Source organism: Stenotrophomonas maltophilia (assembly GCF_039555535.1).
GTDB classification, from domain to species: Bacteria; Pseudomonadota; Gammaproteobacteria; order Xanthomonadales; family Xanthomonadaceae; genus Stenotrophomonas; species Stenotrophomonas maltophilia_Q.
Genome location: NZ_CP154630.1, coordinates 3500131 through 3520504, shown reverse-complemented (window position 1 = coordinate 3520504; position 20374 = coordinate 3500131). Strand labels below are relative to the sequence as shown.

At 61.5% G+C, this 20374-nt stretch carries 22 protein-coding genes; 14 read left to right on the top strand and 8 right to left on the bottom strand.

Annotated elements, in window-relative coordinates:
- Positions 1-459 carry a hypothetical protein gene (locus AASM09_RS16350; protein ID WP_032960331.1) on the top strand — a complete coding sequence of 153 codons (459 nt, stop codon included), beginning with the start codon at positions 1-3 and terminating at the stop codon, positions 457-459.
- A gap of 454 nt (positions 460-913) precedes the next feature.
- Here AASM09_RS16350 and AASM09_RS16345 read toward each other — a convergent pair whose 3' ends face one another.
- Together AASM09_RS16345 and AASM09_RS16340 are read right to left on the bottom strand one after the other, a co-directional pair.
- Positions 914-1891, bottom strand: a complete 978-nt coding sequence (locus AASM09_RS16345) for a hypothetical protein (RefSeq protein WP_343368518.1) — start codon at positions 1889-1891, stop codon at positions 914-916.
- A 34-nt stretch (positions 1892-1925) separates the two neighbouring features.
- Positions 1926-2282 (bottom strand): HNH endonuclease, encoded by a 357-nt coding sequence (locus tag AASM09_RS16340; protein WP_343368517.1) that lies wholly within the window; start codon positions 2280-2282, stop codon positions 1926-1928.
- Positions 2283-2552: 270 nt separating this feature from the next.
- Between AASM09_RS16340 and AASM09_RS16335 the strand changes: the two genes are divergently transcribed.
- The 3 genes from AASM09_RS16335 (at position 2553) to AASM09_RS16325 (ending at position 6034) form a co-directional block, all read left to right on the top strand.
- On the top strand, positions 2553-3050 hold the full coding sequence (locus AASM09_RS16335) for a spore coat protein U domain-containing protein (RefSeq protein ID WP_176556904.1): 498 nt from the start codon (positions 2553-2555) through the stop codon (positions 3048-3050).
- Between the two features lie 116 nt (positions 3051-3166).
- Positions 3167-3823 (top strand): fimbrial biogenesis chaperone, encoded by a 657-nt coding sequence (locus tag AASM09_RS16330; RefSeq protein ID WP_343368516.1) that lies wholly within the window; start codon positions 3167-3169, stop codon positions 3821-3823.
- Between the two features lie 9 nt (positions 3824-3832).
- The gene (locus AASM09_RS16325; RefSeq protein WP_343368515.1) at positions 3833-6034 is read left to right on the top strand and encodes a fimbria/pilus outer membrane usher protein; all 2202 of its coding nucleotides are present in this window, start codon (positions 3833-3835) and stop codon (positions 6032-6034) included.
- Here AASM09_RS16325 and AASM09_RS16320 read toward each other — a convergent pair.
- On the bottom strand, positions 6031-6864 hold the full coding sequence (locus AASM09_RS16320; RefSeq protein ID WP_343368514.1) for a hypothetical protein: 834 nt from the start codon (positions 6862-6864) through the stop codon (positions 6031-6033). The two genes, AASM09_RS16325 and AASM09_RS16320, sit on opposite strands and share 4 nt — an antisense overlap.
- Positions 6865-7116: 252 nt before the next feature.
- On the opposite strand from AASM09_RS16320, the gene AASM09_RS16315 reads away from it, so the two are divergent.
- Positions 7117-7644, top strand: a complete 528-nt coding sequence (locus AASM09_RS16315) for a hypothetical protein (protein WP_143579325.1) — start codon at positions 7117-7119, stop codon at positions 7642-7644.
- A 56-nt stretch (positions 7645-7700) separates the two neighbouring features.
- On the opposite strand, the gene AASM09_RS16310 is transcribed toward AASM09_RS16315, so the two are convergent.
- On the bottom strand, positions 7701-8639 hold the full coding sequence (locus tag AASM09_RS16310; protein WP_343368513.1) for an HNH endonuclease: 939 nt from the start codon (positions 8637-8639) through the stop codon (positions 7701-7703).
- Positions 8640-8788: 149 nt separating this feature from the next.
- Positions 8789-9766 (bottom strand): HEPN domain-containing protein, encoded by a 978-nt coding sequence (locus tag AASM09_RS16305; RefSeq protein ID WP_343368512.1) that lies wholly within the window; start codon positions 9764-9766, stop codon positions 8789-8791.
- A 348-nt stretch (positions 9767-10114) separates the two neighbouring features.
- On the opposite strand from AASM09_RS16305, the gene AASM09_RS16300 reads away from it, so the two are divergent.
- The 5 genes from AASM09_RS16300 (at position 10115) to AASM09_RS16280 (ending at position 13119) form a co-directional block, all read left to right on the top strand.
- Complete coding sequence (locus tag AASM09_RS16300) at positions 10115-10501, top strand: H-NS family nucleoid-associated regulatory protein (protein ID WP_235650258.1); 387 nt, start codon at positions 10115-10117, stop codon at positions 10499-10501.
- A 1002-nt stretch (positions 10502-11503) separates the two neighbouring features.
- Positions 11504-11872 carry a hypothetical protein gene (locus AASM09_RS16295; protein ID WP_024957548.1) on the top strand — a complete coding sequence of 123 codons (369 nt, stop codon included), beginning with the start codon at positions 11504-11506 and terminating at the stop codon, positions 11870-11872.
- 471 nt (positions 11873-12343) lie between these two features.
- Positions 12344-12589 carry a hypothetical protein gene (locus tag AASM09_RS16290; protein ID WP_024958712.1) on the top strand — a complete coding sequence of 82 codons (246 nt, stop codon included), beginning with the start codon at positions 12344-12346 and terminating at the stop codon, positions 12587-12589.
- Positions 12590-12625: 36 nt separating this feature from the next.
- On the top strand, positions 12626-12811 hold the full coding sequence (locus tag AASM09_RS16285; RefSeq protein WP_008268538.1) for a hypothetical protein: 186 nt from the start codon (positions 12626-12628) through the stop codon (positions 12809-12811).
- Positions 12811-13119, top strand: coding sequence for a hypothetical protein (locus AASM09_RS16280; RefSeq protein WP_343368511.1), 309 nt, complete (start codon positions 12811-12813; stop codon positions 13117-13119). Before AASM09_RS16285 ends, AASM09_RS16280 begins: the two co-directional genes overlap by 1 nt.
- Before the next feature lie 33 nt (positions 13120-13152).
- Here the strand turns inward: AASM09_RS16280 and AASM09_RS16275 are convergent, their stop codons facing one another.
- Both AASM09_RS16275 and AASM09_RS16270 read right to left on the bottom strand, forming a co-directional pair.
- Positions 13153-15759 (bottom strand): AAA family ATPase, encoded by a 2607-nt coding sequence (locus tag AASM09_RS16275; protein WP_343368510.1) that lies wholly within the window; start codon positions 15757-15759, stop codon positions 13153-13155.
- A gap of 211 nt (positions 15760-15970) precedes the next feature.
- Entirely contained in the window at positions 15971-16363 is a 393-nt protein-coding gene (locus tag AASM09_RS16270) for a helix-turn-helix domain-containing protein (protein ID WP_343368509.1), read from the bottom strand.
- A 110-nt stretch (positions 16364-16473) separates the two neighbouring features.
- On the opposite strand from AASM09_RS16270, the gene AASM09_RS16265 reads away from it, so the two are divergent.
- The 3 genes from AASM09_RS16265 to AASM09_RS16255 all read left to right on the top strand — a co-directional run bounded on the left by AASM09_RS16265 (position 16474) and on the right by AASM09_RS16255 (position 18252).
- Positions 16474-17295, top strand: a complete 822-nt coding sequence (locus AASM09_RS16265; protein ID WP_343368508.1) for a hypothetical protein — start codon at positions 16474-16476, stop codon at positions 17293-17295.
- 1 nt (position 17296) lies between these two features.
- Positions 17297-17680, top strand: coding sequence for a hypothetical protein (locus AASM09_RS16260; RefSeq protein WP_140222681.1), 384 nt, complete (start codon positions 17297-17299; stop codon positions 17678-17680).
- 74 nt (positions 17681-17754) lie between these two features.
- The gene (locus tag AASM09_RS16255; protein WP_343368507.1) at positions 17755-18252 is read left to right on the top strand and encodes a hypothetical protein; all 498 of its coding nucleotides are present in this window, start codon (positions 17755-17757) and stop codon (positions 18250-18252) included.
- Between the two features lie 24 nt (positions 18253-18276).
- Here the strand turns inward: AASM09_RS16255 and AASM09_RS16250 are convergent, their stop codons facing one another.
- The gene (locus AASM09_RS16250; protein WP_040008391.1) at positions 18277-19059 is read right to left on the bottom strand and encodes a hypothetical protein; all 783 of its coding nucleotides are present in this window, start codon (positions 19057-19059) and stop codon (positions 18277-18279) included.
- Positions 19060-19135: 76 nt separating this feature from the next.
- On the opposite strand from AASM09_RS16250, the gene AASM09_RS16245 reads away from it, so the two are divergent.
- On the top strand, positions 19136-20344 hold the full coding sequence (locus AASM09_RS16245; RefSeq protein ID WP_343368506.1) for a restriction endonuclease: 1209 nt from the start codon (positions 19136-19138) through the stop codon (positions 20342-20344).
- Positions 20345-20374: the final 30 nt, after the last annotated feature.

Genomic DNA, 20374 nt, shown 5'->3' with positions numbered 1-20374 from the left:
ATGGACCATTTTGAAGGCGTGGTGCTGGATTACCTGCGCGCCGACCGGGCGCTGTTCGTCAACAGCCAGTGCTGCATCCAACTCAACGAAGGCGCGAACCCGGACACCAGCGGCCCGCACTGGTATTGCGATGCCGTGGCGGTCAGCTTCAAGGAGCAGGCGGCCTATCTCTGCGAAATCACCTACGCCGCACGCGCGCCGTCGCTGCTGGCCCGTTTGCGGGCGTGGGACGAGCATTGGCCTGGGGTCAGGGCAGCCTTGGCTCGGGACAGCGGTGTGCCGCTGGATTGGAGTGCCAGGCCCTGGCTCTTTGTCCCAGAGTCCAATGCCAAGGGCATTCAATCCGCCATCGGCGGGCTGAAGAACCTCCCCAGCCCCCGTGTCACCTTCTTGGAGGAAGTGTTGCCCTGGCGCTACCGCTCCTGGGATCGCGGTGCATACGTGGACGAGTCCCCATAACCGATCTCAATATCACGGCCACCAGCTACGCCCTGCTGCAGGGCGAACCCACCTGTTGGAAGTGCTCGGAGTCGATCGTGGTGACCGCCATTTGGGTGCCTGGGTTTCTCGACAACGAGGACGAGGAGTATCCCGAGGAAGGCGGCCCATCGCTGCTGAAATACGTCAGCGAGCTGGACGTGGGCACGATGGCCCGTTCTTCCCCCAAGACCAGGCCGGCGTGGACCAGCTCAAGGTCATCCCAGGGCACGGGCCCCTGATGGCGAGCGCTTCCACGGCGCAGTCGGACTGGATGGGACTGGTCAAGCTTCCCACGCACGCCTGACATCGAGGCAGACGGGATTTCGGCCAAGGGTCTCTACCACTGCGAATGAGGCTGGGCATACTTCTGCCCGTCCCTTGTTCCTCGGAATCCTTCTGCTGGCTCATCCCCGGCCTATTTTTTTGCCTGGTGTCAGGCCTCGCCTCGCTGGGCTTGGCGGTCCTTGGTGAGCGCAACCGCCTCCTCATATGTGGCTGCTTTGCCGCTAAGAAGCAGATCCAACGCGACCCGGTGCCGGGCGGTGTAGTAGATGTTCCCCAGTGGCAACACCGTCGCTGGACGCATCGCGGGACCAAGGGTGTAAACGAAGTGCGGAGAATGGGTCTCCGGCCAATGCGGGTCTACGTCCTGAAGCCGGTCAACCGTGTCTACGCGCTCGATGAAGTGGACACTTCGGAACTGCGATAGGTAGCGGAAGCCGATGTAGGCCGGCGGGACAGTGGGCCAGCCATTGCCACCGATGGGATGGAAATACTTGCCCTGCTTGGTGACGACATCGATCCAGGTCAGCTCTTGAGAGCTGGGCATCAAGTCTCGGCTTAGCGAAACCACATAGGCGAGCGAGTCAAACGCGTTGGAGGTCATTCCGTATTCCGATAGGTGCAAGGCGAGCTGGTCCAGCCACAAGCGTTCGATTTGGTTTCTGGTCGCAGCATGAGCCCGCTTCGCCATGGCACGGATTTCAGACCAGGAGAGGTGATCGACGGGGATGCCCTTGACGTCCGCGGGAAGGTGCCGAACGGCCCAATCCTTCCGAGCCGCACTGACCGAGATGAGCCGCTTGTGCTGCACATTCGAGTCGGCCAAGCGATGGACATAGCGGGCAAGCTGCGCATGCGTGGCCACCTGCCAGTGTCGCTTGGCTTCAAACACCAGATGAAAGGCCGTGCCTGAAAGAACCTCCAAATCAGTGAACCCGCGATCCTTCATGCCGAAGTCTTGGCTGGAAAGCGCCACCTGTGCCAACGGATCAAGCCCCATGGCACCGAAGAGCTCCGCACGAAGCGCTGCGGACTGCTCCAGGCACCATCCCAGGGCATAGGTGCCCGCGTTCTCATCGCAGCCGGCTAGCCCAAAGCAACTGACGGGTTCTGCCCCCCGAATCAACATCAAAGCCTCCTTGCAGTGGGGCAAGGCATCGCCCCTACTGGGTCGACTGATGTTGCCAGAACTTCTGGTTTTGGGGCCACCACTTCCCCGCGTTGACGCGCGTCATCACGAGCGCCCGGAAAGCATCGGGGGAAGGAGCTGGCCCGCTTCGCTTGTGCCTGCACTGGTTGCATCGAGCATGCGCGGCCACCACGTTCCCGGATACATCTCGGCCCCCGTCCTGCTGGGCGACCAAGTGCTCGGCGGTGCATTGGAAGGGGCGCGCCTTGCCAGGCTTCAGCCCGAGCTCTGAAGGAGCAGCGAGCCACATCGGCAGACCGCAGTAGAAGCAGCGGCCGTGCTGGGCGTGGAAGGCGGAGATACGAAGCGATTTGCGGCGTTTGGCGGTCATGGGTGGCTCCGGAATCGAAAAAAGATTCCCGCGCCCCCATTGGGTGGACCTCGGGCACCCGGCGCCTATTGGCTATGCGGGCACAACACCGACGCTTCAGCGACCGGCGATTGCTTTTTAGCTTACTCGTGTCTTCGGTGCAAGCGCTTGGGTTGGCACCTTCAAATCTTGCTGCCCGATCCTCTTGCGGAAATGGATTTATCGAGTATTGGTGAAGCAAGCCCAAGCCGGGCCCTTTTCCCTTTCCCCAATATCCGAGGAGGATTTTTCATGCGCAAGACCCTTTCTTTTTCTCTGGCCTTGATGGCCGCGTTTTCTGCCACTTCGGCGTCCGCCGCTGACGTCACCGAAGACCTGATGATTTCTGCGACCGTGAACAACGAGTGCAGCCTGCTCGTGACCCAGCTGGGCGGTGGTGAATACAACGGCTTGGCGGTTGGCACGCAGGGTTATTCCAACGGCGCGTTGCTGGTGCGTTGTAACCAGGGCACGGCCTTTAGCATCGTGCCCGGCGATGGATTGAACTACGGCGCCGCGATTGCTCGTCCCAATCACCGTGCCGTGTCGGATGGTGCTGGAAACTTCGTCGCTTACGGCCTCTTTAAGGATCCTGGTGCCAGCCAGATATGGGGCAGTGGGGCCGATGCTTGGGAGGGCGTGGGAACCGGTGAGCAGCAGATGATCGGCATCGGTTATACCTTCTATGATCTGAACAAGGTGCCCGGCGGAACCTTTTCCGACACCATCGCCGTAACCCTGACTTATTGATCCTCAACCGTTTCCCTTAAAGCCCCCGGAAATCCCCGGGGGTTTTCTTTTGGGGGTGGGTTGACAACTTTGAATGTTTTGGTTGGATCAAAGGAGGTGATCGGTTTGGAGGAGTGATGTTGAAGCGTTTGTTGGCCGTTTCGTTGTGCTCATTGTTCGCCGTGCCTGCGTGGGCGGGAAATGTGTCGTTGTTTCCCACGAGCATCGTGGCGCCGGCTGGGGAAAAATCGGGCGCGTTGACCTTGGAAAACCATGGGAAAACCCCCGAGCGCTTCCAAGTGACGGTGCTGGACTGGTCCCAAGACGCCAGCGGGCAGGACGTGACCAGCCCCGCCACCGCGGTGCTCGCGGCACCGTCGATTGTCGAAATCCCGCCTGGGTCCCGCCGGGCCGTGCGGTTGGTCCGCACCCAAGGCGTCGGCACGCCCGGCTACTACCGCGTGCTGCTGCGCCAGTTGCCCCAGCCGTCCACGGCGGGCCAGGTGCAGTTGTTGATCCACCAGAACCTGCCGGTGGGGTTTGAAGACGCCAAGGCCGGTCCTCCCGTGCTCAGGGCGCGCTTCACCGCCAAAGGTCTCCTGCTGACCAACTTCGGGCCCACCGCCGCACGCGTGACCGCCGTCGGTCCTCAAGGCATGCCGGCGTGGCGCGAAGGGGCGCTGGGGTGGGTGCTCCCTGGTCAGAGCAAGCTGGTTGAGCTCAAGCCCGGCTTGAAAGCGTCCACGCTCTCAATCACGGCCAACGGGTCCCCCGCTACCGTCCCCGCAGACTAAGGGCAACGCATGCGGCGGGGAAGCGTCCTGGGCCTCGCGCTGGCCCTGTCCATCGGCACCGCGCACGCGGCCATCCCAGACGGGGTGGAACCCGTGCTTGCAGCGGCTATCCTGGCCAACGGCCAGCCCGCCAAAGACCCCGTGTTGCTCTGGCAGCAGAACGGGGCTTGGGTCGCGGAAGCCACGACGTGGCAGCAGCTCGGCGTGACCCTTCGCCCGGGCGAAGAGGGGCAGGACCTGACTGACCAAGCCTTGGGCGTCTCGGTGGCTTACAACCCCGAGAACGCCACGGTCCGGCTCACCATCCCCGCCGACCGCAAGCCAGCCCAGCAGCTCACCCGACGAGGCACCCCGGTTTCCCAGGTCTCGCCGGCCATCGGGGGCGTGCTGGTCAACTACAACATCGCCACCCAGATTGCAGGCGGCCGACAAGCCACGTCGTTGGCGCTGGACGCGCGCACCGGAGGGCGTTGGGGCGTGGTCTCCACCACCGGGCAGCTCAACCAATCCCCCAACGGGTTCGGCATGCGCCGCGGCATGACGGCCTGGCAGAAAGACGACCTTCAGCGCCAACGGACCTGGCAAGCCGGCGATGTCTACGCCACCCCCCGCATCGGCCCCGTGGCGCTGGGGGGGATTCGCCTCACGAAGGACCCGGCAGCCCTGGATCCGCTCACGCCGACGTGGCCCGTCCCGACCTTGGGGGGCATCGCGTTGGATCCGGGGCAGGTCAAGGTCCTGTCCAACCAAGCCGAAATCACGCGCCAGGACGTCAAGGCCGGGCCCTTCACCGTGGACAGTCGAAACGTGGCCCTAGGAGCCAGCCAAACGGCCGTGGTCGTGCGCGACGCCTACGGCCGGGAAACCGCCGTTTCCACTGCACGGCTCTACGTCGCCCCGACCCTGCTGCGTCGGGGCCTCTCCGCGTGGGAAATCGCCGCTGGCCAGGTCCGCGAAGACGAAAGCCGCTACGGCACGGCCGGCGTCAGCGCTTCCTGGGCCAGGGGCGTCAACGATCGCTGGACCATCCGAGCCGGTGGCCAGGTGGACGAGAACGGCAAGGGCAACGTCACCGTGGGTTCCACCTGGGCCCCAGGCACCTGGGGCGTGCTCGACGGCGAGGTGGGTCGCTCAAGCGACGGCGGGACGCGCTGGGCTGTTGCCTACGGCTACAAAGGGCCCACGTTTGGCGTGCGATTGGAACACGAGGAAAACGACGGGTTCTGGCGACTGCAGAGCGAGACGGCGCTGTCCATCGCGTCGCGCACCCAAGCCAGCATTTCCTACCGCCCGGATCGCCGCTTCACCGTGCGCGGCACTTACAGCGCCATCGACACGGGGCGCTCCAGCCTGGCCTTCGCTTCCCTGGGCGTGAGCGCGAACCTGGGCACCGCGGGCCAGGTCTCCGCCAACGTGCTCCGAGATCTCCAAGGCGACGATCTTCAAGTATCCGCCAGTTACACGTATCGCTTCGGCAGCAAGGCCAGCGTGGGCGTGCGCGCCCGCCAGGCACCGGGCCAAGACTCCCTGACCACCCGGGCCACCTACCGCACCGAGGGCGGTCTTCGCTTGGCTGCTGAGCACACCGACGGCGACCTGCGCAGCACCCGGGCCACGGCGGATGCCATGACCCGTTACGGCGACGCCCGGATCATGGTGGACCGCTACGACGGGCAAACCTCCGTGGCGGCCAACTTCTCCGGCTCCGTGTTCCTGGACCACCGCGGCGTGGCCTTCGGGCGACCCGCCTACGCCAGCTTCGCCGTGGTGGATGTGCCGGGCCAGGCGGGCTTGCCGGTGCGGGTCAACGGGGCGCCGGTGGGCATCACCAACCGGCAGGGGCGCGTGCTGGTCACCAACGTGCCCTCCCTGCTGCACACCACCTTCAGTCTCAAAGATAAAGACCTGCCCGTGGGTGTGGAGATTGGGGAGACCGAAAAGCAATCCGTGGCCCCCCGCCAAGGCGGCGTGCGGGTGACCTTCCCGGTGCTGACCCAGAACGCCCGGGCCTTCACCCTGACAGGGGCCAGCATCGCGCCGGGCACCGTCGCGTCCACGCCGAACGAACAAGCCATGGTCGGCTACGACGGAGCCCTTTACCTAGAACACCCTGAGCCGGGGATGGCCGTCGAGGTGTCGGGCGTGTGCAAAGCCGTGTTGCCGTCGCCACTGCCGGGCGTGGACGAAGTGGCGAAGTTAAGGTGCAACTAGCCGCTCAGGTCTCCCTCGCGAGTGGGCGGCACCCCTAGCACCCTTGCCTTTGCAGCAATGACTGCGCAAACGGTCGACCCACAAGCTGGGCAAACCGCAGGCTTGAGAAGCCTCTCTGGCAAGATAGGAACGATGGCCTCGCATTCGCAGCGCAGCCCCAGGGCTTCGACCTTCTGCACCCGCCGCTCCGGGTCCCCCCTGATGGCCAAATAGCTTGAGTTGCACTTGGTGTTCGGGCAGAAAACGGGCTTGTCGCCCGCTTGCTCAGCCGGACCGAGAATCAGCACATGGCCGCAGTCGACGCATTTGCCCGTCGCGAGATGCTTGCCGGCAGCGATCAGCGTCGAGCTCGCAACCTCTTCCAGCTCCGCGATGAGAGCGCGTAGCCTTTCGATCTTCGGCCGTGCGTTCGTCAGATCCTTGCGCAAATGGAGAAAGCTGCCCAACGAGTTGTAGTAGCTACGAAACTTGCTCCAAGGAATGCGTTTGGCCTCGCCTATCGGCAGGAAATCGCTGTCGTTGAAGGCAGCTCTTAAGTCACTTGAGGCGAAATCGAGGTCTTCGGGCAGCGGCGTCACCGAGATAGAGAAGCTGGCCGTTTGATCAGAGTTTGGATCGAACGCGGCCAGCATTTTGATGATTTGATCGGGTCGCCACTCTCTAGCCAACTCGGCTGAAATGTCGTCGCCGTAGGCGGCCAGATTTTGATAAGCCACGGATTCCAGGCAGAATCGAAGCTCAAGTGCGGCATAAATCAGCGAGGACTCCTCGCCTTGGGTGAGGAAGGCCTTCGCCTTTTCGAGATGATCTGCGATTTTGTAGAGGGCCATGCGTGCAGCATACTGGCTCTGTAGGGAATGCGCTGCCCAATGGTGCACGGTGGCCGACAGGCGCTTAGTGAGTGCCGGATCCTGCCGACACCCCCGCGGTCGGTCTATAAGGTGTGGTGGAATCACCCTGATGACCTGTCCAGCTTCGGAGGTTTTGACCCCGCAGGAAAGAGGTGGGGCAGCGCTTGGCTTCTAGTGCAGCCCTATCGATTAGAATCCCGAAGATCGACCGGGGTAAAGCAGGTGACGGGGATGGGCACTCGAGATGATAGTCCGTGGACAGAGGCGGAGGAGGTGATCGTTGCCAGGGCATACTCTGGCGGCAAGGGATTGCTGGAGATATCACGGAACCACCACCGATCAGTTCTGTTGCTTGAGGAAAAGCTCATTGAACTTGGTCAAATTAACCGAATTGCTGGTGTCGATTTGGATCAGGTGGCAGCTTGTGCCCCTGGTGAAGATTTAGGAGATCCGATGCTCTCTCTACTCAAGCACACGACGCGGCGAGAGGCTGAAGAGGCGGATCAAGTAAGAAGTGCATTGGAGTTCGGTTCAGAGCTTGAATCACTCGAGCAGGACTATGCCGCCGGATTGCTTAAGCAGGGTGAATACGAACGGCAAAACCGCCGTTTGATGGCACTGATTGAGGGCGGCGAGGCCGCCCGTGCTTGGCTGAAGCAGGAAGAAGCAGAGCGTGCAGCTGAACGCAAGCGCCTTGAGGCGGGAGGGGATGGTCGTTGGTCGGAGCTTGAGGATGATCCGTGGGAGGGTGAGGAGTGAGCACTCCTTGGTAAGTTGCCCCCTCATGATTCGCCCAGCGAACGGCTTCCAGCGGATCAGATGCGAGATTCATTTTTGTTCCCGAGGGTAACGCCTGAAAGGCTGATCTCGTCCGCTGCCTTGCCAAGCATCCGGGACCGCAGAGCGTTCGTAGAGATCTTGGACGGGGCTAGAAGTCTCAGCGGCCGCCCATGCAGATCGCGGTAGCAGGCATCAGAAAGGGTGCTGGAGACGGAGATGACCAGGCTCGGAGACACCACAAGCAAACCAGCATCGAACAGGGCGTGGATGTCCTTCCGAAGCAGCAGCCCGTTGCTGAGCGCATTGGTGGACGTGCCGTTGTAGGGCGTGATGTGCGCAGCATCGATCACGGCCGCGTGCGCCGTGCCTGTGACCATGCACACGGCCCCGTAATGCTCGATCAATCGCTTCCTGAACTCGGCCTGCCCATCCCGGATGACTCGCAGCACCTGCTCGACGCGCTTGCCATCCACCTCGACGTCTGGCGGAGCGAGTGAGGCGGGTGCAGAGCTCGGAATCAGGCGGCCGGACTCTTCCAGCGTCCCCCTGAGTGCTTCGACCGCGTCGTTCTTCATCATCTGCGCCGGGGCACGAAGGACGGGGTCAATCCCGGATCGGTGACGAATGTGTGCAAGCAACCGAGCGGCGTCCTCCAGGTAGGTCAGCTTTTGCTCCCGCTCACTCCACAACTGGCGCAGCGCGTCCAAATCCCATGACCACAACGCCAGCCTGAGCTCGCTGCTCGTCAGGCGAGGCGGGGCCTGTGCGCGCACCAACTTTTGCTGGGCTAAGGCCAGCTCCTCTGCGTCCGCAGCGGCGTCAGCAGGATCGATGCCTTCCCCTTCATCGTCCTCGAGAAAGAAATGCCCGCCGAACTGCCGCGTGCGATTTCGCTCCAGTTCCTGCTCGATGCGCTGCCGGCGTCGCTTTGCGCGCCATTCGGCGATCCGTTGTTTGTCGTTGCCGTTGTCCATGCCATTCCTTTGCTGGCCGAATGCAGTAGTCCACGCTCCAAGACGGGCCGTTCAAGCGCTTGGGGCGCTATCTCGCTACGTCCTTCATGCCGTGTCTGCCGTTATCCCGGCGGACTGAGACGCAGCCTGCAAGCGTAGAGCAGACGGTGCTAGCCGATTCCATTGGTTGAATCGCTATCGCTGGTCTCGACGAAGTGGTGTGGCCCAAGCGTCCTTAGCAATGCCAGCAGAGCGCTATGGGACGCCATCGCTTGCTCTAATGTGCTGGCCTCTTCCCCGTATCGAACGGCCGGTGACGTCTTCAATGCCGTTAGAATCTCTTCGCTGATACGAATGCTGAGCTTTTCCTCCAGCAGCTTGCCAAGGTGGACGTGGTCATGCCCCTTTCCGGCATCCTTTGGATACGAGTGTCCCTCGCGGGCAAGAAGGCCTTTCAGCAACTTCTCAGCGCATTGAGCCGCCTCCCAGCGCGCTTTTCCATACTCGCGTCGGCTGGCGATGGCATCGACGCTGTGCCTGAAATCTGCTTTTGCTTCAGAGAACAGTGCATGCCCGCCGAGTGAATCCAGAGTCATGATTGCTTGCCAACCATGCACAAATGCGTGGAAGAAAAACGCAAGCTCCGGGTCCGATAACTTGTTGGCCATCGGTTGTGTCAGTCCCTCCACCGAGCACAACACGTTGTGGATTGCCGGACCCCTGCCAACACCGCCCTTCTGGGCTATGGATAGGTCGCGATCAATCACGAGCGTCCCTTCGCCCATGATCATCGGAAGACGAACCTTCCAGAGGTTGCCGTTGACGACAACCAGGAAGCTTCCCGGTGAGAAGTCGATCTTCATCGCGTCGCCGTAGTGATCCGAATACCAGTCATGGACCTTGGCAAGTAGGTCGCGCGGACCGAAGGGGGGACCCCTGTCCGGTGGTCCGCCGAGGATTGGAGTGCCATCCAGCTTCAAGGTCCAGGATATTTGCTGGGAGGCTCTCATTCCTCGATGGCGGGGTTCGATGCCCATCGCCGAAAAGCGACTGTCGAGAGACGTCATCATGGCGTCGAACTCTTCTTCGTTGGTTGGGCGAGTGGGCCACTTCCACTCGTTCAGCTCATCTTTTCTCGACCGTTCCATGTCGCCCCCTTAGGGCTTAAGTAGATGTGCAGTATAAACGGCGCCACGCGGGCTCTGAGACGCGTGAATCCGGTGAAAGAAAGCCGCAGCGATTGAGAGGGGCAAGCATCGCCGGTGTTCGCGGGTTGTTCCTCAGCGACGTTGCCCCGATGGGGCCTGCCCCTCACCTGAGTTTGGTGGTCCCCCTCATGGCGGGGCAGCACTTGGCGAGAGAGCCTCAACCATGCAGGGATGACGCCGCTCCATCTGGGGTCCGAAAACGGTGCAAGCCGGGTTTGAGTCGTTGAGGGTTTACAGTGGTTCTACGAAACGGCAGGATCAAGGTTTGACCAACCCCAAGGGAAAGCCATGGCACTGACGCTTGAACAAATCCGAAAGAAAAAGGCCGAGGCCGAGGCTTTGCTGGCCGAAATGGAAAAGGCCGAAGGCGATGCGCTTGCGGCCGAAGCCGGGGCCAGCTTTGCAGGAGTCTACGAGACCTTGCAGCAGTTCGGGCAGCATTACACCACGAAGCAGAAGAACGATCTGAAGGCGCTGCTTGAGCCACGCAAGTCGGCTTCCGCAAGCGCCGGCATCAGTCGCGCCCCGAAGTTCCAGATCCCGGATGGAACCACGTGGGCTGGCACTGGACGTCAACCGAAGGCATTCCTTGCGTGGGCGGAAACCTCTGAAGGCAAGGCGTGGAAAAAGAAGCACCCGGACCAGGAATGGCCGGCGCATCCGTATAAAGCCTGACCGGCTTTTCAGTGTTGCAGACAGAGCCCCGGGAAACCGGGGCTTTTTTTGTGGGCGTTGAAACCAAGGGAAGGAAGAGCGGGGGCTGGGGCGGGAGCCCCGGCCCACGTCCTCTCCCCCGGAGTGGGCTTTTTCAGGCGCGGCCCAGGCCGCGTTCTTTTGAGCTCTTGAAGAGAAAAAGCAACGGCAAAAGCGGCTAGAGCAAAAGCAAAAAGCGACGTGGAGAAGAGGCGGGAGGGGCCTCGGCTTCCGCCGGGCCCGGCGGTTGGCTGGGAATGTGCTGCGGTTCAAGTTTTCCAGCGATCTGCGGCCCTTACGGCGGTTTTGATATTTAGTCGATAAAACGTAGGGTGAAAGTATTGCGATTTTTTGGGGGCGGCTTAGTTTGAGCGGGTAGCGAGGGAGTGCTCCCTCTTCAAAGGTTTTCTAATGATTGCTTGCGCTATTGGCCGGTCAGGCTTTGTTTCCCTTGGTTGTCGGGGGTTCTTCTAATGGCCCACCATCACGCCAGCCCCATCCAACTCAAGACGGGCGAGTGGGGCGCCCGGGTGCTCGCCCCGAATGTTCGGAACGGCGACAGGCTCACCGTGGTGGCCCGGAGCGGCAGCTCTTGGGAAGCCGTTGTTGTCGGCGTGGTTTGGCAAGGCCCGGAGGCCGCGATTTGCCAAACCGTCCGGGGACTCATGCGGTGTGGGTGCTGCGGGGAAGTGGGGCAGAAAGGGGCCTACCCCTTCTCAACGTATCCTGCAGAGATGCAGCGTTGCGACGATTGCGGGGGTTCGGCATGAAGCCCCTAGCAACGCGTCGCCGCCGCTATTTCGCCTATCAACGCCGCTCGGGGTCCACGTGCTACTTCGACAAAGCCATGCACGCCCACCTCCAGCGGTATCCGCACACCATCGGCCATTACCAGCTCACACGCTTCCTGGGCACTTCCGCGTTGCTGACCGCTGAAGAAGCGGCCGCCCAAGGATGGATGGCCAAGCCGCACGGGAGCCCTGCATGACCAAACGCTACATTCTCCGCCCCCCAGAACGCTTGGTCGAAACCATCCACGAGACGTGGATTGACGCGCCCAGCAAAGCCGCGTTTCAAGCCCTGGCCGCCGCGCAAGGCCTGAGCATGCGCGCTGCACTGGCTCAACTCATCGAGCAACACGCCCAGATTCGAGAACCGTTTTCCCCTCGACGCCCGACGCCGTGGACCGGGGAGGGGTCGAAGGGGCGAGAGCGCTACAGGGCCGCGCTCCCCAGTGTGCAGCTGGGACTCCATGCCGTGACGGCCCTGCAGATTGACGCTAACCGGGCTGGGATTCGTCTGACCGAGGCCGTCCGCCAGCTGGTCTGGCTATGCATCCAAGCCAACGCCTGATCCCTCGGACGCCTTTTGCGGGCATGGGGCCAAGGACAGCCACGCGGAGGCTGGGGGAAGCCCTGGCCCACGTCCTAACCTCCCCGGAGGGGGCTTTTCAGGCGCGGCCCAGGCCGCGTTCTTTTGAGCTCTTGAAGAGAAAAAGGCAACGTCAAAAGTGGCATGAAGCAAAAGCGCATTGGGGGAAGGGCGGGTGGGGCCTCGGCTTCCGCCGGGCCCGACGCTGGGCTGGAAATGTGAGGTGTTTTAGGGTTTTTGTGTTTTCTGCTTTTTTCCGTCAGTTTTGTGTTTTAGTCATAAAAATGTAGGGTCAATCTATTGCGAAAAGTTGGTTTTCTTTTACTTTGAGATCAGAGAAGAGCGCCGATGCTCTTTAACCAAAGGAAACCCCATGTTGACGTTCTTTGCTTTTTGCCTCTTGGCTGGATTGGTCGCCGGATTGGCCATTGCTGATCGACTGGATGCGCTCTGATGAATACCCGCAGCCAAACCCAAGCGCCCGCCCGGTCCTCCACCCCTGGAGCCCTCCTGCGATTCCTGTTCGACGCCATGTCGGGCATGGGAGCGGCCAAGCTGGGATGGGAGATGGTGACCGACCCCAAGGCCAAGCTGTCGGACATTGCCATCGGCGTGTCGCTCTGCCTGGCTCCTGCAGCGATTGCGGCCACTTGGGCGCTTTGCCTGTTCGGCATCGCCCAACACCACCAGCTTTTTTGAAACCCGAACCCCTGACAACCACGGAGGACCTCGCTCGTGCGAAAACTTTTCAACAAACTGCTCAACATCGCCCTTTTTGGCATGGTTCTGTTCGCCCTGGACCAAGTCCCGGAACGCCTGGATCGCATGTCGCAAACCGCCCAGAACCTGGTTCAGCAGGTGGGCTACTCGGGCCCCATGCAGGGCATCCCCTCGGGCGTGCCAGACGGTTACGAGTTCTGATGACCCCCGCACCCTGGCCATCGTCGGAGCTCGTTCGCCTCGCATGGGCGGCACGCCGGGATCCTCTTGCCCGGCAGCACCTGCTTCAGGCGTTCCAAGAGGGGGCCGATTTCCATACCCCTCTGTCCAGCAGCGATCTGAACGACGACCTGTTTGCCGTCCCTGGGGATTGCGTCGCAGGCGTGGTGGTTCGGGAACTGACCGGCGCCAAAGACGCGGAAGAGTGGCTGCACGCGTTTCTTCGCGCGCACGAGTTGCATCAAGCGCTGCCAGTCGCCGGGGGAGTCGTTGCCAAGCGGCGCTTCTGATGACCGTGAGCCCGCAGTAAAGGGTGGCCCGGCCTACGCCTTGGGTTTCGCCGCCGCTTCCGCTCGCTTACTGAACTTCTTGCACCATTCGAGCATGTCTTGCACGTCCTTAAGGAGCTCGTCCGGCTCTGGAAGCCACGTTGGTGTATCAATGGATTGAGAGTGCTCAAACGCAGAATACTTGGTCATCATGCCGTCGATCAGTGCGCAGTCTGTCGGAGTGATTGCGCTGAGCCGCTGTAGCTTGTTGCGCGTGTTGATCTCGCGCTGATAGCGGTTGATGATGCCCGAACAAAGTTCGTCCTCTACGGAGCGCTCAACCAAGATTCGGAAGTTGCTGCAGGCGGCCTTCAGGGTAAGTTCTTTTAGCGGCGGATCAAGCTTCTTAAGCTGTCCGATGCTGCTGATCATTTGGTTCAAGCCGGATTGTGGCTTCAGAGAGAACGTATTGATCTGCGCCGGCATGCCGGTCCTGCTTCCATCGCGGGCGATCGATTCAACCGCGACCTTGACCGTAGACTGATCGAGGTTGGCCCGCTGCTTGGCGGCACTCTGCAGCAGGACCATCAAAGACAGCCGATGCGTGAACACGATCACCTGGCGATGCTCGGCCAGATCCACCAAGCGTTTGGCGACCGCCTCCTCAAAGCGTTGATCCAGGGAGGAGATGGGGTCGTCGAAGATCACGGGCATGCCCCGTTCAAGGCCTGTCGCATCGGCCAGGAAGGCCGCCAATGCCACGATGCGTTGCTCACCCTCGCTCAGGATCTCCCGATTCTTCTGGGCGCCTTGCGCGTCCTTCAGCTCCACGTAGAAGGTGAACGCGCCTTTGCCTTGGGAGCGATACGACATGCGGACAGGAAGCGAATGGCCCCCCAGCGCCCGCAACTCGGCATTGAAGCGGTCGCAGTAGCCCTTGGCCAACTCCGATTCGCCGATGTCATTGCTTTTGGTCGTCAACTGGCTGGTTGAGGTGGACCGGACAGCGGCTTCCACCGTTCCCACGCGTTTGAGGCGGATCACGTCCGCCCATACCGCATCGCGCTGCTCCGACAGCCACTGTTGTGCTTTCAGCTCTGCTAGGCGGGTTTCCTTCTCCTTCCGCCCCGTCGGGTCCAGCAAGCCCGCCAGCGCGTCGCGATCAGCGGTGGTTGTTTTGACCTTCTGATCGTAGGCGTTGGTCCACACCGACCACTCCACCGCCGAAGCCGTCGTGGCCCCGGCCATGGCTTTCAACCTCGCATGGATGGCCTCAAGCAGCTCAGTGGCTTGAGGGGCTTCCAAGCCAATAGCAGCGCACTGGGCCTGCCAGGCGACATCGGTGAGAGGACTGGGCAATGCCTTCTTCAGCGCCGTCAGAGCGTCTTCCGCGCTCTTGGCTTCTGTCTGCAGGGTGTCGTTGAGATAGCTCTCGAAGCTGGCCAAGCGGGCCTTGCCGTCGTCTCCCAACGGTTGCTGGCAGAGGACACAACGGGATTCGTCCCCAACATGGGGGAAAGGGTGGTCACGGTAGGCAAGACCTGTCGAATACGCCTTTGCAGCGTCCCAAAGGGTTCGCCACACGGCGTCTCCGATGCCCTTGAGCGGCAACCCGTTGAGGAATGCCGTGGCATAGGCGGTGGCGGCCTGGCGCTTGACCTCTGCATTGCTGCGGGCATCCAAGAGGGCTCGGGCCTTCTCGTCGTTCAAGCTCTCCTTCAATGCCGAGATGCTTGTGGCCATCTGCGACAAGCGTTCTAGCTCTCCGACGGCCTTGGCGTGGGCCACTTCAGGGTTCGCCTGGGCCAGTGCGGTCTCCAGCGCCAAACGCTCATCGTTCAGTGCCGCGGGGAAAGCGCAACGCTGGTTGATCTCCTCTTCGGTCAGTTTCGCCGTCAACTTCCGGAGGACCGTTGCAGCGCTGCTCTGCGCGTGGTCTTCCGGGATGATGGGCAGTTTGCTGGTGAGCTTGGCGGCGCGGGCCTTCAACTGGGTGGCGAGATCGTCTGAGATGTGGATGAGCATCCCGACGAACCGCATAGCTCGGGGAAGATGGGTGGCGGTGGTGGCGCTGTCTCCGAACTCCAGCGCTGTGGCTGAGTCGAAGACCGGCACCGCTTTCAATGTCGCGTGGGGGCCGTCGGATGCTTGCCAAGTGAGATCAGCAGACGATGTCGTGCCGTCGGATCGGGTCGCCGTGACTTTGATCAGGGCAGAGGCAGCATCGGGGTTCTGCTTGAACACGTTGCCGTGGATGGATCCCTTGGCCCGCGCGCCGCAAACGTGCTTCATTAAACGGGCGTAGCCCGATTTGCCGGCCCCGTTGGGTCCGTAGACCACGGTCATCTGGCCTTGGCTGAGGTCCAATGCCGCGTCCTCGCCAAGGGCATTGACGCCGCGGATGGAGGAGACCGAGTCGATGCGAAGCTCAGCGGCGGTGGGTGTCCCCAAGATGGTTCCCGGTGCCAACGCCGGGTGGGGAGCATCCAGCTTCTTGGCTGCCTCGGCCAGGCAGTGATCCGCCAGCGCCTCCATCTCCTCTTCGTTCGGCATGCGGCGGTGCTGGATCACCGTGGAAGCGGCCATGCGCAGCCAGCTTGGGCGGCCATTCAACCACTCTTCCAGAGTCGTAGGTGCAGCGGCCCCATTCTTGTTCGCCATCGGTCACTTCCCCTGTGAATGGCCAGAGCCAGGAAGGCTCCGTTCCCCTTCCGCAATAGTGACGCGGGTCACATTTGGAGGCAAGTCGGTGATGGTCGTAGGTGCGAGGGAGGAGGGCCTTAAGGATTGGTAATGCAGGCCGATAAGGGGTATTCGAGGCCAATACCAAGGAAGGATGGCGATGGCGACAGGTGCTCTTGGACATGCCCCGCTACGCGGAACCGTCTTTGGTCTTGGCTTCAAGCAGTTTGGCGAATGCTTCGCGCTCTTGAGTCGGCAGCTTGACGAGCGCGTTCAACATGTCCGCCAAGCGGGACTGCTGGGAGACGCTCTCCATGCTCAGGGCGAGAATGGCTTCGGACATGCTTGGCGTCGTTGCGACCAAGTAAGCCGGTGGCACTTCCAGTGCTTCGGCCAGCTTGAAAAGGGCTTCCAGGCTGATCGACATCGATCCCGACTCGTAGCGGGAGATGCGGGCGGATGCAGTGTCTTTGTCCAACTCCATACGCACTCCAACCTCCCGTTGGCTCAATCCCCTCAGCTCGCGGGCTTGGCGCAGGCGCGCCGCCACGATCGTCCGGGGAGCGGACGGGGCTGCTGTCATGGGCTGAACGGATGCAGTGCAGGCATGCGGGCAGGATGACGGATGATCTACGCCCCGGGTAGACTCTACGTGGCACGTAAGTTGCAGGCAACCACGGCAAGGAGCAGGGCATGAAGCATTGGACAGGGGGCATTTTCGCTGTTGCGTTGATGGTGTCGGCCGGGGTCCAAGCCCAAGAGGCAAAAGGACTGCTGCGGCAGATCGGGCAGGCGATCTCGGGGACGCCCAGGACAGTCAGTGAACGGGCAAGGAGCCCCTATTTGGAACCAGCGGGGACTTACTGGGACGACGGCGACCCTCCAGTGCTCGACGGCTACACCCGGATCCGGTGGGGCTTGGCGGCCACCGCGTCGGCCGGTTTCGGCATGTGCGAAGACAACCTCTTTGCCCAGGCCAAGGCCGGCGCTGCCCTGGCACCGGCGATGCGAACCCACTGCATTGGCTCATGGGGGCACCAGTTCAAACGCGTAGGCCTGCAGGGCGACCCGGCGTCTGCGTTTGAAGCCAAGGCGCGGCAGATCGCCTCCACCGACGCGTTCTACCTGCGGCCCTACATCGACGTGGAGATCGACCCCAGCACCAACATTCTCCACGCCTACGTGCTGGTCATGAACCACGACTGGTATCCCCGCTCGCCTGACTTTCTTCCGACGGCTGTTATCGGCCCTTCGCCGTTGGGCAAGGGCAGTGCGGTGGTCGGGGTCGAGCATGGTGGGCGCTACCATGCCGCGCTGCGATTGAAGCCCGAAGACGCGGCCGAGCTGCGACGGGTGGGGCGCGACGCCACGGGAGACCGAATCTTTTTCAAGGTTGTGGAGGGCAGGTTGAAGCCCAACGGCCTGCCCGACATCGTTCTCCAAATCGACCGCCTCGAGATCGGCTACAAGAACCAGATCATCGGCATCACCCCCTCCAAAGACAAGGACGCATGACATGAAGCACGCACTGATCGTGGCCGCAGCAGCGGCACTTTTGACCCTGACGGCCTGCTCTGGCGACAAGGGCCCCACGAAGGAGGACGGGGTGAAGGTCGTGGAAGGCTTTTTCACCGAGCAGGGGAGGCAGGCAACCCTCCAGCGCTCTTGGCGGTTTGAAGTGACCGACGCGGGCGGCTTGGATCTCGACTGCGAGAAGAAGCCGAATGGGGATCAAGAATGCATGGTGGGCGGGTCGGTAAAAGCGCAGGGGTCCATCGGTGGCCAGCCCACCAAGCCCGAACCGAGCACCCTCAAGCCGAAGCTGCGGGCCCTGTTCCGCCCGCAAGGCGAAGGTTGGCAAGTGGTCGAAGTGACCGACGAAGGGACTTCTGCGGGCTAAACGGGCCGCAGTCCGCCGCTTGACTGCACGCCGGTCCCGATCAAGCGTGCAGCCATCCAACAGGGGAAGACCATATGAACCGCTATCCGCCGCAGCAAGTTGTGTATGCGCCGCCGGGCCCATCCGCGCTGATCCTCCCGAGCGTCATCTTGGGTCCGTTGGGCCTGGTTGGGCTGGCGGCCGGCGTGGAGGTGATGAAGCGCGACTTCTTCATCGGCGTGGTCTGTTGTGTGCCCGGTGCGCTCGTCTTCGCGTTTTTGGCATTTTGCCTGGCGCTCCACATCCGGGCTCAGCGGCTCTGGGACTGGCACGTCCGCACGGGGCGGATGCCGTATTTTCGGAAGCACGGCTTCCTGAAAGGGGCGCTGCTCGGGGGCGGATTGGGCGTGGTGACGGTGGTGGCGGCCGCCGTTCTGGGGTTCAAGTATGCGGAGCATCCCCAGTTTGGGGAGATCGCTACCGCAGCGTTCTACTTGGCTTGGCTCTGGGGCATGTTCTTGATCGGCGTGCTGGCCGTGGTGTTTGGGTGGGTCATGCGGGCGTGGGATAGGACGGCCCTGCCGGACGCCTGATGAGCCAGCGCATGGACTGACATCTTAGGCGGGATGAGAGGTGAGCACCGAACCGTGTCCTTCGTGTGTCATTCCCAGTGTGACTTGATAGGACCGACCACGCACGTTCGTTTGGAACTCAAGCCAGTCGCCGTAGGGCTTTGCCACTCGCGTAATGATCGTGCATTTGCGTTCATGAACGTAGCTGACCACTGCGCTGTAGGAAATCTCGTCGTAGGCGGTTCCGATTACGCTTGGCTCTTTGCCAAGAGTCTCGATTGCCCATTCGATCATTTGGGTAGTGCGGGCATCGTTGCGCCTCGGAGCGTTGATGGGGAGTCGGCGTTCGATTGGCGTGTGGAGGCTGCGATACTGTTCTTCTGTCAGATCAATGTTTGCGAACTTAGCTTTGTTTGCTGCGTCCAAGCGATCCCACATCTGGCAGACGAAATCGATGCTGCCGGACTGCTGCTCCACGAAAGAGGCGCCGTTCTTCTCCATCTCTGCTGCGAAGCCCAACAGGATTTCTAGAGACTGCCGAGTGTTGAGCATCACGCCCAAGTAAGCCTCCGGAACTCCTCTTCGCTGAGCCATCATCAGCAGCGCGCTGACAAACTCATCTCGCCGATCCTCGTTTTTAACCCAAGAGGGAAGGTTCTTCGGGCCCTCGCTGTCAATCGCTTTAAAGGCGATGTTCTTGTTGGCCTCCTGCATCCTTACTTTAGCTTTAAGGATGGCTTTCCCTACAAATACTGCACCGTAGACCAGTAGAGATAGGCCGCTGGTAGGGATCGCAAGGGCTAGCGCAATCAAGAAAAGGATTGTCATGTGCGTCCGAGGATGTGGAAAAAGATGTCGGTTGGGCGGAGTATACGTTCCAACTTTATCGGACGGCAGATATGTCGTGGCAACTTCATCTAAAAGTATCAAGGGTGCTCGAAAGTCAAGGGCCAAGCCGGATCAAGAGCTGGAGGATGTGGTTGCCCAAGCCAAGGCGATCACCGAGTCATGGGCAGAGCGCCACGACCTGTGGGGTGATTCTGGGCACAAGGATCCACTTGATCACTACGACACTGAGCCGGGTGAGGGTTCTTCCATTTTGACCCTCTGGTCCGAAGGTATGGTGGGGCGCTGCTTGAATGAAGGGATGGACGAGGCCGAGGAGCTCTACGCGGCATTGGAGTCCATCGGTGTATTCATTGAGCTAGATGACCACGTCACCGCCGGCTACTACCTCATTGACCAGGAGTCTGACCTTCAGAAGAGGTTCGACGAATGGGCTCGCTGGAGGTGGACCTGTCGGCTGATCGAGGCCGATACGGCGGATGTTTCCGGCGATATCTACGAGTATTTTTCGAAGCGCCCAGATGACCTGTATCGGCTGAGTCCCCGTGCCTTCGAAGAGCTGATCAGCAGCGTGTTCACGGCCAGAGGCTGGCGGACTCAGATCGGACCGGGCAGCGCCGATGAAGGCGTGGATGTCCGAATGTGGATTCAATCCCCTTTGGGTGATGCCCTCACGCTGGTGCAAGCGAAGCGTTACGCCAAGCATCGTCCTATAGATCTTGATGCAGTGGCAGCCCTTGAGGCGCATAGCCTGCGGGAGAAGGCGGGCGGGTTGTTTGTTACTACGTCACGCTACAGAAACGTCGCCAAGCGCTTTGCTAGCCGAAATAAGGACCTGATCCTCGCCGACTCATCGGACGTTGCATCTTGGTGCGAGGAGGCAAGCCAAGAGGCCATGAAGGCGAAGGCCAGGGCGCTAGCAATGACTTCGCTCGGCCCGCTGCTCGACGAGATTCGTGCCCGAGGCACGCATCCTGCGCTGGTCTTTTCCTGGAAGAGCTTCAGCTACCCGTGCTTCTGCATCGTTCTTCGAGAAACGCCGACAGGTGCTCTCCTTTTACCAATCCCTTCTCAAGCAACTCCGCCGGATGGCCTGGTTGGAGATGTTCTCCCGGTGCTTGATGGGAGCTTGGTCGACCAGACACCGGGAAACGGCGTGTTCAGAGCGATTCGGCGCGAAAGCGAAGGCCGGGTCAGCTATTGGGGGAGTGGCGAGCTGTATGGTCGGTGGGATGGCAAGCCGTTGAGGTTTGATCTCTGCGACTGACCTATGGGCGGGGACGATGGTCCCTGGCAC

Bases quoted from the DNA above. Each gene is read 5' to 3' on its own strand.
- AASM09_RS16325 (WP_343368515.1), top strand. From the start codon at position 3,833: ATGCGGCGGGGAAGCGTCCTGGGCCTCGCGCTGGCCCTGTCCATCGGC.
- AASM09_RS16300 (WP_235650258.1), top strand. From the start codon at position 10,115: ATGGCACTGACGCTTGAACAAATCCGAAAGAAAAAGGCCGAGGCCGAG.
- AASM09_RS16345 (WP_343368518.1), bottom strand. From the start codon at position 1,891: ATGTTGATTCGGGGGGCAGAACCCGTCAGTTGCTTTGGGCTAGCCGGC.
- AASM09_RS16270 (WP_343368509.1), bottom strand. From the start codon at position 16,363: ATGACAGCAGCCCCGTCCGCTCCCCGGACGATCGTGGCGGCGCGCCTG.
- AASM09_RS16350 (WP_032960331.1), top strand. From the start codon at position 1: ATGGACCATTTTGAAGGCGTGGTGCTGGATTACCTGCGCGCCGACCGG.
- AASM09_RS16265 (WP_343368508.1), top strand. From the start codon at position 16,474: ATGAAGCATTGGACAGGGGGCATTTTCGCTGTTGCGTTGATGGTGTCG.
- AASM09_RS16310 (WP_343368513.1), bottom strand. From the start codon at position 8,639: ATGGACAACGGCAACGACAAACAACGGATCGCCGAATGGCGCGCAAAG.
- AASM09_RS16330 (WP_343368516.1), top strand. From the start codon at position 3,167: ATGTTGAAGCGTTTGTTGGCCGTTTCGTTGTGCTCATTGTTCGCCGTG.
- AASM09_RS16335 (WP_176556904.1), top strand. From the start codon at position 2,553: ATGCGCAAGACCCTTTCTTTTTCTCTGGCCTTGATGGCCGCGTTTTCT.
- AASM09_RS16275 (WP_343368510.1), bottom strand. From the start codon at position 15,759: ATGGCGAACAAGAATGGGGCCGCTGCACCTACGACTCTGGAAGAGTGG.
- AASM09_RS16340 (WP_343368517.1), bottom strand. From the start codon at position 2,282: ATGACCGCCAAACGCCGCAAATCGCTTCGTATCTCCGCCTTCCACGCC.
- AASM09_RS16305 (WP_343368512.1), bottom strand. From the start codon at position 9,766: ATGGAACGGTCGAGAAAAGATGAGCTGAACGAGTGGAAGTGGCCCACT.
- AASM09_RS16315 (WP_143579325.1), top strand. From the start codon at position 7,117: ATGGGCACTCGAGATGATAGTCCGTGGACAGAGGCGGAGGAGGTGATC.
- AASM09_RS16255 (WP_343368507.1), top strand. From the start codon at position 17,755: ATGAACCGCTATCCGCCGCAGCAAGTTGTGTATGCGCCGCCGGGCCCA.
- AASM09_RS16320 (WP_343368514.1), bottom strand. From the start codon at position 6,864: ATGGCCCTCTACAAAATCGCAGATCATCTCGAAAAGGCGAAGGCCTTC.
- AASM09_RS16250 (WP_040008391.1), bottom strand. From the start codon at position 19,059: ATGACAATCCTTTTCTTGATTGCGCTAGCCCTTGCGATCCCTACCAGC.
- AASM09_RS16295 (WP_024957548.1), top strand. From the start codon at position 11,504: ATGACCAAACGCTACATTCTCCGCCCCCCAGAACGCTTGGTCGAAACC.
- AASM09_RS16260 (WP_140222681.1), top strand. From the start codon at position 17,297: ATGAAGCACGCACTGATCGTGGCCGCAGCAGCGGCACTTTTGACCCTG.
- AASM09_RS16280 (WP_343368511.1), top strand. From the start codon at position 12,811: ATGACCCCCGCACCCTGGCCATCGTCGGAGCTCGTTCGCCTCGCATGG.
- AASM09_RS16290 (WP_024958712.1), top strand. From the start codon at position 12,344: ATGAATACCCGCAGCCAAACCCAAGCGCCCGCCCGGTCCTCCACCCCT.